Genomic DNA, 13,710 nt, shown 5'->3' on the forward strand with positions numbered 1-13,710 from the left:
CATGCTATAATAAATTCATTTTACAAACAATTTAAATAATGCAGTAGCATCATACGGTTGTTCTATATCACAAATTGGCTACTATGATAGGAGAGCTATGAATGGCTGCCTCATTGGATTTCTTTTATCAAGAAACGAGAGTGAAGCATGAGCATATCGCGATGCATCACCACCAGTGCTACGAGCTGGTCTATTACGACTGCGGTCAAGGTACAACCCGAATCGGGAAAGCCGAACATTCTTTCAAATCAGGTGATTATGCGATAATAGCACCCTGCACGCCACACGAGGAACGGCACGACAAACAGTCGAAGGTTATGTTTACAGGCTTTACCAGCACCGACTTTCCTCCCTTGAAAGAAGGGATCTACCATGATACCCCGTCACGGCCTATTCTTGGCCTTATGCAGTTGCTGGCAAAAGAGCTTCGCGATAAGCCTCCCTTCTATAAACAATTGCTTGATAATTTGATTTCGCGCCTATATTTGGAGGTGCTGCGGGCTTATCCCTCCTATGAAGCAGATAGCCGCCATGACATTATACGATTCGCCCAGGCTTTCATTGATGAGTACTATATGCAGAAAATTGACATCCAAGCTCTTGCTCACCAATCTGGTTATAGCTATGACCGGTTTCGTCATTTGTTCAAGGAAAAGGTCAGGTTATCTCCCAGCCAATATATTTTGCAGCGTAGGATCGAGCATGCCAAAACAATGTTAAGGCATACCCACTTGCAAATATCGGTTATCGCGATGGAATGTGGCTTTTCAACGGATGCGCAGTTTTGCAGCCTGTTCAAACGGGAAACAGAGCTAACCCCGAAGCAGTACAGAGAGCTTGATAGTGTATTGCTTGAAGGCGACCTTCGAGAGGGTTAAATAGGATAAATGAAAACCTTGCTTCGATAGAATGAATGTCCAAAATTCGCAAAATCAAAAAAAGCCACGTTACAACGACGTGACCATTGAATACCTTAGAACAAAGGAATAACGTCTGAAGTAATGAAAGTTCGTTCCGCCAATAAATCTTAGCTATTAAACTTTTCTGACCAACAGTGAGCAACACTTCACATATGTTGAGTATATAGAATAAAATGGGATATCTATCTTTTTTTGATTAAAATATGATGAAAGCGCGAATCGCTGTCAGCGATTCGCGCTTTCATCATTAGACATGAATTTACAGAGAAAGGGCTAGTGGATCGACATTTCGGATGGCCGCCGCAATTCGAGGATCTGGCACCGTCCCCAGTTCCTGCTTGAGCATTTGCTCAAGGCTGCGGTACTGGCGGACCGCCTCGTTCATTCTCCCATTCGCGATATAGATACGTATCGTTTCCAAGCTAATATCTTCCCGAAGCGGATCGAGCTTCAGAATCGCCTCAAAATAATGCAGAGCAGGATTTGATTGACCGGACTCCGAATAATGTTTTCCCGCCAGTTCCAACAACTCAATGAATTCGCGCTCAAGCTGCCTGCTCTGAGCGATAGCCCACTCATATCCTTTGCTTTTCAGAAAGGTCCCTGTATATAGGTCTTCCGCTTGTCTGATCAGATTCAGTGCGCTAATGCCTTGTTCCTGCCTGATTTGCTTAACTAACCGCTTGAACTCGTATAGGTCGCAATCCATATGCTCCTCTTCGATCCATATTTCCTTGCGATAAGCATTAATGGGATTTTTCAGTTGGCTTTCACTGATTGTCTTTCGAATATAATACAGGGTGGTATTGAGATTTTTATGTGCCTTTTCCGGTTCAAACCCGCCCCATAACGTATCGATAATTTCTTCACGACTTACTTTACCCTTATATATCAGATAGACAAGCAGTTCTTCTGTTTTGGGACTTCTCAGTCTCAACAGACTCCGGCTCTCGTCCTGCCGATGCAGCTGCAATCCGTTGAACAAGCGGATAGAAAGCAATGATTCAGAAACCGTGACAGCAGTCTTGCTTCCCGCGCGCTCCAACGTACGGGCTACACGCTCAGCTGTAACGGGCTTCATCAAATAATCGAGCGCGTTCATATCGAAGGCCTGAACAGCATATTCATCGTAGCCGGTTACAAATACGATATGAATCTCTTTATCATGGGCTCTAAGGCGGGCGCTTAAGGACATCCCGTCAATCTCGGGCATCGAAATGTCCAGAAATACGATATCAAGCGGATTCTCTCTAGCGTAATCGAGAGCTTCCAGCGGATTGAGGAACGTTCTGCAGACATTGACAGTTCCGCTTTCAGACAAAATTCTATTTAATCGTTTTACTGATAACAACTCATCATCCACGATAATGGCTCGCAGCATTAGTCACCTCTCCAATCGGTTGCGCAGCTGTACCGGAATGTCGAATGAGACCGATGTCCCAATCCCTTCACGGCTGCTAATATGAATCTGATGTCCATAGATCAACTTGATACGCCTGTCGATGTTCCATAATCCGACGCCACTTCGCTCTCCATTCGTTCTTAACATCTCCTCAAGCTTCTGCTCGCTCATTCCGCGTCCATCGTCCTCAACTTGGAACCTGACCGTTCCGCCCTCTTCCGTAATCGTAATGATGACTTTTCCCCCAGCCAAATTTGACATCAACCCATGACGTATCGCGTTCTCCACTAAAGGCTGAAGAATAAGCGGAGGAATCAGAACCATCCGATTCGCGTTCACATTGTAGTCTACCTGCAGGCGGTCACCGAACCGAGCCTGCTCGATATGAACGTAAGCCTCAACCAGCTTCAGTTCACTATCCAGTGTCGTTAAAGAGTCCAATTGCTTAAAGTCGAAGCTGCTGCGCAAATATTGCGAGAGATGCAGCGTCAACTCCTCAGCACGTTCCGGCTCGTCAACGCATAGTTCGGCTATGGAATTGAGCGCATTGTAAAGAAAATGTGGTTTGATCTGAGAGCGCAGGAAAGCCATTTCAGCATCCTTAGCTGATTTCATAGAAGCTTTCAAGCGGGTCAAGCTTCTTACTCGTGCCATCAGCTCCTCCGCTTCAAACGGCTTTCCAACAAAATCATTGGCTCCAATCTCCATCGATACTTTCATATCGTTGACTCTGTTCTTCGCCGTAAGCATCAAGACGGGGAGCTCGAAGATCGAATACCTTTCCCTAATTTTCCTGAGCACCTCATATCCCGACATATCAGGCATTGAGATATCCAGCAGCACCAAGAAGAAATCCGATCGCCTGGCGATCTCTTCAAGCGCCATTTCTCCGCGATTCACAACAACAAAAGAGAAGCCTTCCAGTTTCAAAAGATTGGTCATAGACTGCAGATTGGCAAAATCATCGTCTACAACAAGAATCGTCTCATCAATTTCGCCTGTCACGTAGAACGGATATTCCGTGAGAATATGCAGCATGTCCGTCTTTGGTACATCGGCCAGACGGATCTTGACGGTTCTGTCACCCTTCACACCCAGCGGCAGCGTAAACCTGAACTCAGAGCCATGCCCCGGAGCAGAATCTACGTCAATCGTGCCGCCGTGCAGTTCGACCAGTTTCTTCGTTATACTGAGTCCAAGACCTGTCCCGGCATTTGGAGAAGGAATATCATCGGCAACTTGCTCGAACGCCTGAAATATTTTACTCTTCATATGCTCCGCAACCCCGATTCCCGAATCGCGTACGCTCACCTCAACGTGATTTCGGACCAATCTGGCGTTAATTTCCACAAAACCTTGATCAGTGAATTTGATCGCGTTGCCAATCAAATTATGTAAAATTTGCTGAAGCCGGTTGCCATCCGCATATACCGGCGGCAGCGCGACATTCACTTTATTCACTATCGTTATCTCTTTGCCACCCAATAGGAAGGAATGCATGCGAATGACTGAATCGACGGCCGCAGCGAGATCTACGGAACCGCGATATAATGCAATATCTCCGTGCTTTAGCTTGGAGTAATCAAGCAAATCATTGACAAGCAGGCTTAACCTTCTTCCGCTGCCCATAACAATGGCGAGATTCCGGGCTTGTCCCTCGTTCATCGGCCCCTCTGCGCCTTTAAGCAACGTATCGGTAATGCTTACGATCGCATTCAGCGGCGTCTTCAACTCATGGGACGTATCGATCAGAAAGTCATCCTTAATTTTATCCAACTGAACCAATTGATTTTTCATCTCGTTGATTGTGTGATAGGCCTCAAAAAAGCGGAGCACGATGAGACAGATCATGATGAAATTAAAAAACACGATATAAAACTGGCAAAGCCACAGGCTTTCTTTCCAGGACAAGGCAAGCAAAATGATGTCCAATGAATACAGGTTGATCGTCAAAATAGCTATGAACCACAACAAGGATTTGATTCGATCTCTCGCTTCGCTTCTAACATATAACGCGGCAACTTTCACCAGCATCCAAATCAACATAAATTCATATATGCCGATAACATATCCCTGAATGGACGTATACGTGTGAATAGGCAGTATGGCAATCAGAACCACAAAACTGCCAAGCACAGCAGTTATTATTTGAATAAGCTTCCATGAAATCAGACTTTTTTGCATTTGATAGAAAACAATAGCCAGTATAATTAAACAAGCGATAGAGCAGATATCCTTCAATTTATATAAAACCTGAAATGACAAATCGGGCAAAAGCAGCAAAAGAGATCTTTCTCCCATCAGACCGTGATAAATCGAAAACAACGTACAAATGAACGAAAACGCCAGTAGCAAATAATCCATTCTGTGAAACAACATCGCTACAGCGAAGCAAATGAGGTAGATAAGCGCCAATGTGCCCAGTATCGCAAGAATAACGAACTCACCCATCAGAGTCTTATTCTCATGCCCCACCATCGCCGACTGTTCCCCGAAATATAGCGAGAGCGGAATACCACCGTTAATATAATCGTAATTGGATACTTGTACGATAATCTCGATTTCTCCTTGATCAGATGCAAAAAAGCCCAACTGTGGAACATTCCCCGGCTGGTACTCCGCAGACTGCAATGCCGTCTTGCCATCTTCCAACAGACGATGCCCATTGACAAAGACGACACTTGAAAATCGAATATTTGTTTTCTTGATTGCGAATATGCCTTCGACAGGCACATTTTTCAATACGACCCGGTATGTAGCGGAACCATAGGCAGGCAGCGGACTTCCGAAATCATCTATGCCATTCCAAGTGGAAGGTACTTCCACATATATTTTATCTTCGGATAGCAGCCCGTCGCTAGAAGCTTTGAAGTCTTCCGGAGTCAGCAATTGATTCCAATAAAATTCCCATTCGCCATCTAATCTGATTCTGTCATCTTGTCCGTAACGCCACGAGGATAAATCCATGATGCCGTTATGGACTTGCGGATCGTATGTACGCTTCCCATTATCCATGTACATAGACAGCGGAATGAGCAAAATAGAAATTATACCGATGAGACAAATCATCAGAACTTTTCTTAACAACGCTTTCTCCCCCTTTCTCTGAAAAGCTCCAGCTGGTCATCGTCTTACAGCCAGTGCATATGCATGGCGAAGTCACATCGAGAAATTGAACGAATAGCCACTATCGTAATTATATTGATTCAGATATTGGAGTAAAGAATTATTTCATTTTAGTCTGCCATACTGACAAAATCAGCTCGACCACATTTTGTGATCGAGCTGAACCTGCTGTATTGCATTTCGTTAAATGAGATCCGATTTTTCCAGCAAACGTTTCATCATAACGGCTACTTCAGCACGAGTAATGCTGGCTTGCGCCGCAAGATCCGAATTGCTTTTCCCCACTACAATTCCAGCTTGGATACAGTCAGCAATGCCCTGCTTCGCCCAGTTAGACATGTTTACCAGTCCAAATGACCGAAGCAGCTCGTCCAAATCTTTCATTGGAAGCCTTTCTTTCAACTGCGTGAGTATCATAGCTTTAGAGATCATCACCATCGCTTGCTCACGAGTCAACTTCTCATTCGGCCTGAACGTGCCATCTTCAAACCCGCTAATCAAGTGATACGCATGTGCTGTACCGATTGCTTGATTATACCAATCACTTTGGTTGACATCTGAGAAAGGCGCTTTTTCAGCTATCGGCCTCAAACCCAGAGCGCGAACAAGAATCGTAGCAAATTCGGCACGGGTCATGTCAAGACTAGGATCGAAGTTCCCATTTCCTCTGCCATCCACGATCATTCGGGAGCCCATATCATTAATGGCATCCTTCGCCCAATGACTCGCAACATCCGCAAACTCAATTGGATGCCATACAACCGCATAAGTGCTGTTTGTCAAACTATTCATTTGTGCAAAATACTGTCCGTCAATCAAGGTGACCTGGGTTGGTACATGACGTACGCTGCCATCCGGATCGACTACAATGCCTGTTGTAATACCACTGTGCACAATTTCATCAGAAAGCGCAATCTGCCGCTTAACATAAGTGCTAAATTGCGTCACTTCTACTACTCGCTCCCCGTAGCTCGCACTGACCTTAAAATCAACCGGAGGCACGAGAATCGTAAACGCTCCATTCCTAGCAGCGTTTTCTACGACACTTGTCATAGCTGGTGCAGGCTTGTCAATCTCAATATGAATGCTTATGTCCTGTAAGGCAATAGAACCGCCCAACTGTTTTTGAATTCCGTCGATATCGATTTGAATTGCAGGCAGGAAGTAGCTTGCTTTGTCGGTTTTGAGCTCAAGGGTAGCTTGCTTGTTCTCCATAGCCTTCACCATATTACCATTTAATTCCCCAACGATTATGTCGGATTTGGAATTCATAAGAATCGTAATAACCGGACTTTGACCTTCCTTTGCCAGCCTATCAGCTAATTTGGCTTGATCGACCGCAATCGTAATAACCGATTGGTTATTTCTTGTACTTTGTGTTACAGTCCCCGCGCTGACCACTTTTCCATTAACATAAATATCTGCAGAGTTATTAGGCTCAGTAGGCTGTGGCTCGTTAATAATTGGTGGACTAATAATGGTCGTATCAACAACCGTAATCACCAGCGTCTGGTCGGCTCCGCCGCTGAATTGGAATTTCAGTGTTGCGGTGCCTACCGGTAATCCGGCCAGGTATGCCTTCTTAATTGTTACCGTGCTGCCCGTTACTGTGTAGTCCGTATCCAGCGTGAGTGTTTGATCCCCTTGTGTAATGCCGCTTAGCGTGTTGCCGTTTAACGTCAGCGTTGTCGTTACATCCGACTGGGTCGAAGTCTTCTTATCGAAGTTCGCTGCTAATGGGCTTATCGTGCTGTTATTCGGCGTCGTCTCACTAATCGTAATCACTAACGTTTGGTCTGCTCCGTCGCTGAATTGGAATGTCAGTGTTACGGTGCCTACAGGCAGTTCAGCTAAATATGCTTTCTTGATCGTTAAGATGCTACCCGTTATCGTGTAGTCCGTATCTGGATCGAGCGCTTGACCACCTTGCGTAATGCGGCTTACCGTGTTGCCGTTTAACGTCAGCATTGTCGTCACATCCGACTGGGCCGAAGTCTTCTTATCGAAGTTCGCTGCTGCTGGGCTTATCGTGCTGTTGTTCGGTGTCGTATCAACAACCGTAATCACTAACGTCTGGTCAGCTCCGCCACTGAATTGGAATGTCAGTGTTGCGGTGCCTACCGGCAGTCCGGCTAAGTAAGCCTTCTTAATTGTTACCGTGCTGCCCGTTACTGAATAGTCGGCGTTCAGTACGAGCGCTTGACCGCCTTGCGTAATGCGGCTGAGCGTGTTGTTGCCGTTTAACGTCAGCGTTGTCGTTACATCCGACTGGGCCGATGTATTCTTATCGAAATTCACTGCTGCTGGGCTTATCGTGCTGTTATTCGGCGTCGTATCATTAATCGTAATTACCAACGTCTGGTCAGCTCCGCCACTGAATTGGAATGTCAGTGTAGCGGTGCCTACCGGTAGTCCAGCTAAGTATGCTTTCTTGATCGTTACGCTGTTGCCTGTTACTGTGTAGTCCGTATCCGAATCGAGCGCTTGACCACCTTGCTTAATGATGCTCAGCGTATTACCGTTTAACGTCAGCATCGTCGTTACATCCGATTGAGCCGATGTTTTCTTATCGAAGTTCGCTGCTGCTGGGCTGATCGTGCTGTTGTTCGGTGTCGTATCAACAACCGTAATCACCAACATCTGGTCGGCCCCGCCACTGAATTGGAATGTCAGTGTTGCTGTGCCTACCGGGACTCTGGTTAAGTATGCTTTCTTGATCGTTACGCTGTTGCCTGTTACTGTGTAGTCCGTATCTGGATCGAGCGCTTGACCGCCTTGCGTAATGCGGCTTAGCGTGTTGCCGTTTAACGTTAGTGTTGTCGTTACATCCGATTGAGCCGATGTTTTCTTATCGAAGCTCGCCGTTACTGGGCTTATCGTGCTGTTATTCGGCGTCGTATCACTAATCGTAATCACTAACGTCTGGTCAGCTCCGCCACTGAATTGGAATGTCAGTGTTGCGGTGCCTACCGGCAGTCCAGCTAAGTATGCTTTCTTGATTGTTACGCTGTTGCCTATTACTGTGTAGTCCGTATCCGGATCGAGCGCTTGACCACCCTGCTTAATGCTGCTGAGCGTATTACCGTTTAACGTCAGCGTTGTCGTTACATCCGACTGGGCGGATGTTTTCTTATCGAAATTCGCTGCTGCTGGGCTTATCGTGCTGTTGTTCGGTGTCGTATCAACAACCGTAATCACCAGCGTCTGGTCGGCTCCGCCACTGAATTGGAATGTCAGTGTTGCGGTACCTACCGGCAGTCCAGCTAAGTATGCTTTCTTAATTGTTACTGTGCTGCCCGTTACTGTGTAGTCCGTATCTGGATCGAGCGCTTGACCGCCATGCGTAATGCGGCTTAGCGTGTTGCCGTTTAACGTCAGCGTTGTCGTTACATACAACTGGGCGGATGTTTTCTTATCGAAGTTTGCTGCTACTGGGCTGATCGTGCTGTTATTCGGCGTCGTATCACTAATCGTAATCACTAACGTCTGGTCAGCTCCGCCGCCGAATTGGAATGTTAGTGTTGCGGTGCCTACCGGCAGTCCAGCTAAGTATGCTTTCTTAATTGTTACTATGCTGCCCGTTACTGTGTAGTCCGTATCTGGATCCAGCGCTTGACCACCTTGCGTAATGCTGCTGAGCGTATTACCGTTTAACGTCAGCGTTGTCGTTACATCCGACTGGGCGGATGTTTTCTTATCAAAGTTCGCTGCTACTGGGCTTATCGTGCTGTTGTTCGGTGTTGTATTAACAACCGTAATCACCAGTGTCTGATCGGCTCCGCCGCTGAATTGGAATGTCAGTGTAGCGGTGCCTACCGGTAATCCGGCTAAGTATGCTTTCTTGATCGTTACACTGTTGCCTGTTACTGTGTAGTCCGTATCTGGATCGAGCGCTTGACCGCCTTGCGCAATGATGCTGAGTGTATTGCCGTTTAACGTCAGCATTGTCGTTACATCTGACTGGGCGGATGTTTTCTTATCGAAGCTAGCCGTTACTGGGCTGATCACACTATTGTTCGGTGTCGTATCAACAACCGTAATCACCAGCGTCTGGTCGGCTCCGCCACTGAATTGGAATGTCAGTGTTGCGGTACCTACCGGCAGTCCAGCTAAGAATGCTTTCTTGATCGTTAAGGTGCTGCCCGTTATCGTGTAGTCCGTATCCGGATCCAGCGCTTGACCACCTTGCGTAATGCTGCTGAGCGTATTACCGTTTAACGTCAGCGTTGTCGTTACTTCCGACTGGGCGGATGTTTTCTTATCGAAGTTCGCTGCTACTGGGCTGATCACACTATTGTTCGGTGTCGTATCAACAACCGTAATCACCAGCGTCTGATCGGCTCCGCCGCTGAATTGGAATGTCAGTGTAGCGGTGCCTACCGGTAATCCGGCTAAGTATGCTTTCTTGATCGTTACACTGTTGCCTGTTACTGTGTAGTCCGTATCCGGATCGAGCGCTTGACCGCCTTGCGTAATGCCGCTAAGCGTGTTGCCGTTTAACGTTAGCGTCGTCGTTACATCCGACTGGGCTGATGTTTTCTTATCAAAGCTTCCTATGTTCGGTGTAAGAACGGAGTCCTGAATTTGCCCCAGACGTTGATATACACCAATTGCTCCAACTGCGACTACGGAACGACCAGCTTCAATCACATCGAGGAAATCAGTAGTGGCACCAGAAATGGACTCACTTGTCCAATCTACCGTATCGGCTGACGTCAGGATCCCTCCATTTATTCCAACCGCAACAAAAAGGCCACCATCGAAGCTTGCATATGTCAATTTTTTGATATAGCCGTTGGTTAAACTATTTATTGATTCCACTGACATAGTAGATTGATCCATAGCGCTTGCGGAAAAACGAAGCGCCTCAATGAAACTAGCTACTATAACCTTATCACCATTGCTTGCGACCGAATTCAAGCCCCCCATCCTATTGGAAGAGAGCAATTTTCTGTTCCATGTTAAACCGTCCGTTGAGGTTACGATGGCGTTATTCCCCATCATCATACCCGGCATTGTCTCATAGTAGCCAACCGCTACAAAATGACCATTAATAAAGCGCACCTCGGCAATCTGACTCAAAGCTTTCACCGGAGTGCTCCACGTTACACCGTCCGTAGACGATGCCATTTCTCCAAAAAAACTGGAAGCAACATAAATACCCTTTCCATATGTAATAGATGAAATCGAGTATTGCGGTGGCTTTACGATCGTTTGCCCTGTCCAATGGACTCCGTCAGGCGAAAATAAAAAAGTGGAACCTATCTGGCTGTTATTAAAAAAGTTAGCTCCAATGACAAACTGTCCATTAAGAAATTTAACCGTATTGAGCGGCTTAGTCTGGTTATCGATCTGCTTCTGTTCCACCCAATTAACCAAGTCTGTCGAAGTTACGATCTTAGGATCATTTCCGCTTGTAAGCGCCACATACATGTTGTTGCCATAAGCAATGCTCGAGAGGCTAATCGAGCTTTTTTTGATCCACTTTTCTGAAGGTGCTCCGCTTACTTCCGCTATTCCCGGATTTACCATACTGAATAAGTTGAATAATAAGGCACTGGCCATTACGATTGCCATCATTTTTCTCATTGCTCTACGCAAGACTACCCACTCCTTCAAATCAAGATTATATTTTGTCTTTCTGTCAATTGATTATCGTCTGAAGCTAAGCCTCCTCTTGAAATAAGTCAATAGTCCTGCCGATTCGACTTTGTTAGCTGTTAATCGACAAAAGTATACCAAGCTACGATAAACAAAAAATAAACAAGATGACCCTTTATCTATTCTGACACTAAGTGAAAAGCTCTGATGTTAAACGGTATTGCTTCATAAAAAAGAAGCTGCTCCTCTTAATTAAAGGGCAACTTCAAAAATTACTGAGCTATCTAGTACATTAGATTTAATCTTAATTTTTTCAGAAATATATAGGGTTGTCGTTTCACGATTTAGTAATCAAATGAATAATAAGCTTACCGTCAACAAACTCAATCAGTTGATTTTTTTCCATTTTGACTTTAACAGCTCCCTACGTAGGATTAACTTAATTCTACAACTTGGAGTTGACTCCAAGTCAAGAATATTTCTGACAACAAAAAAACGGCATTTTCGCCGTTCGTATTTGAGTTTATATGGAAACTATCGTGATCAAAACGACGATCTCTTGCATGCCATATGAGTAGATGTGGATTTGATAATAATAATTGACATAAGAACTGTCTCAATGATATATTGTGCATGCACAACATACACAATTTTTAAGGAGGTTGGCTATATGCTTGCGTTAGATATTAAAAATTTAAATAAAAAATATGAACATTTTCATTTACAAAATATATCTTTTCAACTGGAAAAGGGTTATATTATGGGATTTATCGGAGCCAATGGTGCGGGAAAAACAACCACTATAAAATCCATTTTGAATTTGACACGTATGGATAGCGGCGAGATTGATATTTTAGGCAAGAACATGGCCGAGCATGAAGTTGAATTAAAACAAGAGATTGGCTCTGCATTTGGAGACATCAACTTTTATTCGCGCAGTAAAATCAAAACGTTAACGAATGTGATCAAAAGGTTCTATTCGAATTGGGATGATGAAACCTATTACAAGTATTTGAAAAAATTCAATTTGAATGAAAACAAAAAAATATCTGAATTATCAACCGGCATGAAAGTAAAATACAGCTTGGCCCTTGCCTTATCACACGGTGCAAAGCTTCTTATTCTAGATGAACCAACAAGCGGACTCGATCCGGTTGCCAGAGACAATCTGCTGGATATTTTTCAGGAGTTGGTGCAAGATGGCGAGATCAGTATCCTGTTTTCAACTCATATCACATCCGACTTGGAAAAATGTGCAGATTATATTACCTATATCCATAACGGACAAATTATCAACAGCGCGGAAAAGGAACAATTTGTAGATACGTATCTCTTGTTGAATGGTAAGAAAGAGCAATTGGATATGATCAAAAACAAACTAATCGCCTACAAAACAAATTCTTTTGGCTTTACAGGCTTGATCCATACGAAAGACTTTGATCCATCATCAGATATTAAATCATCCGCACCGAATCTTGAGGAGATTATGATCTACTTCTCGAAAAAGGAGGATATGTATGTATAACTTATTAATGAAAGAATTAAAATTAGGCGTAAGTCCTTTCTTTTATATCCTGCCTTTTTTGACGGGAGCCTTAATGCTAATTCCAGGATGGTTATATTTCCTTGTCATCCTTTACTTTTGTTTTATCACGATACCGAATATGTTTGCAGGGTATAAAACTCAGAATGATTTAATATTTACAAGCATACTGCCAGTAACAAAAAAAGACATTGTAAAAGCAAAGGTATCCGTTATTGTAATCCTGGAATTAATGCACATTGTTGTTGCAATGATATATGGCATGATTAGTATTCGCTTATATCCGAATTTGACATCCTATTTCTTCGGACCATCCTTAGGTTTTTGGGGACTATGTTTCATCATGATTGCGATCTTTAATATTATTTTTATATCCATGTATTATAAGACAGCTTTTAAATACGGCGCAGCAACGATTGCATCCATTACAGCTGCTATGCTGTTCGCTGGAGGCGCAGAGTGGCTCGGAATAGAGAATTCATTCGTGTCTGATCTTTTCAAAGGAACAGGTACTGCTCATTTGGCAACTCAATTATCCATCCTGATCACGGGCATCGTGATATTTGCGCTATTTACAATTATCGCTTATCATATTGCCATCAAACGGTTTGAGAAAGTAGAAATATAATGAACATCGCTATTTCGAACACATCTGACAAACCCATCTATCAGCAGCTTTTTGAACAAATCAGCGCACAAATTCTTAAGGGCGAACTAGAAAATGGGTATAGTTTGCCACCCATACGACAGGCCGCCACGGAGCTTCGTGTTAGTATCATTACCGTTAAAAAAGCGTGGGAGGAACTCGAACGATTGGGTTTGATTTACACCGTAACCGGCAAAGGATGTTTTATAGCCGAACTCTCGTCCGACGAGATGCTTCAAAAACGCAATGAAATGATCTTGAAGCAGATGGTTATTGACACTTCGTATTACAAATCCTTTGGTCTCACGATAGAAGAAGTTTTTGAACTTTTGAAGGAAGTTTATTGAAAATGTAGATATGAACAGAAAACCACGTCCTATGGGCGTGGTTGATTTGTTTTATTGGTGGAGCCTAGGGGAATTCGGCTATCCTCCAATTTTATTAAACAATGAGAGCAAGTTACAATTGTAAA

Annotated in this window: 7 protein-coding genes; 4 read left to right on the top strand and 3 right to left on the bottom strand. The window is 44.3% G+C overall.

Annotated elements, in window-relative coordinates; translation table 11 throughout:
* Window positions 1-101 precede the first annotated feature (101 nt).
* On the top strand, window positions 102-878 hold the full coding sequence (locus tag CEF13_RS20045) for a helix-turn-helix transcriptional regulator (protein ID WP_102713339.1): 777 nt from the start codon (window positions 102-104) through the stop codon (window positions 876-878).
* Between the two features lie 301 nt (window positions 879-1,179).
* Here CEF13_RS20045 and CEF13_RS20050 read toward each other — a convergent pair whose 3' ends face one another.
* The 3 genes from CEF13_RS20050 to CEF13_RS20060 all read right to left on the bottom strand — a co-directional run bounded on the left by CEF13_RS20050 (window position 1,180) and on the right by CEF13_RS20060 (window position 11,049).
* Window positions 1,180-2,301 (bottom strand): response regulator, encoded by a 1,122-nt coding sequence (locus tag CEF13_RS20050; RefSeq protein ID WP_102713341.1) that lies wholly within the window; start codon window positions 2,299-2,301, stop codon window positions 1,180-1,182.
* A 3-nt stretch (window positions 2,302-2,304) separates the two neighbouring features.
* Window positions 2,305-5,409 (bottom strand): sensor histidine kinase, encoded by a 3,105-nt coding sequence (locus CEF13_RS20055; protein ID WP_102713343.1) that lies wholly within the window; start codon window positions 5,407-5,409, stop codon window positions 2,305-2,307.
* 222 nt (window positions 5,410-5,631) lie between these two features.
* Window positions 5,632-11,049 (bottom strand): X2-like carbohydrate binding domain-containing protein, encoded by a 5,418-nt coding sequence (locus CEF13_RS20060; RefSeq protein ID WP_102713345.1) that lies wholly within the window; start codon window positions 11,047-11,049, stop codon window positions 5,632-5,634.
* A 670-nt stretch (window positions 11,050-11,719) separates the two neighbouring features.
* Here CEF13_RS20060 and CEF13_RS20065 point away from each other — a divergent pair.
* From CEF13_RS20065 to CEF13_RS20075, 3 genes are read left to right on the top strand one after another with little or no spacing between them, the layout of a single operon-like run.
* Window positions 11,720-12,574 (top strand): ABC transporter ATP-binding protein, encoded by an 855-nt coding sequence (locus tag CEF13_RS20065; RefSeq protein ID WP_102713347.1) that lies wholly within the window; start codon window positions 11,720-11,722, stop codon window positions 12,572-12,574.
* Complete coding sequence (locus CEF13_RS20070; RefSeq protein ID WP_102713349.1) at window positions 12,567-13,220, top strand: ABC-2 transporter permease; 654 nt, start codon at window positions 12,567-12,569, stop codon at window positions 13,218-13,220. Before CEF13_RS20065 ends, CEF13_RS20070 begins: the two co-directional genes overlap by 8 nt.
* Window positions 13,220-13,585, top strand: coding sequence for a GntR family transcriptional regulator (locus CEF13_RS20075; protein ID WP_102713351.1), 366 nt, complete (start codon window positions 13,220-13,222; stop codon window positions 13,583-13,585). The genes CEF13_RS20070 and CEF13_RS20075 overlap by 1 nt, the downstream gene beginning before the upstream one ends.
* Window positions 13,586-13,710 lie beyond the last annotated feature (125 nt).

Origin of the sequence: Paenibacillus castaneae, from assembly GCF_002884445.1 — a bacterium.
GTDB lineage: Bacteria > Bacillota > Bacilli > Paenibacillales > Paenibacillaceae > Pristimantibacillus > Pristimantibacillus castaneae.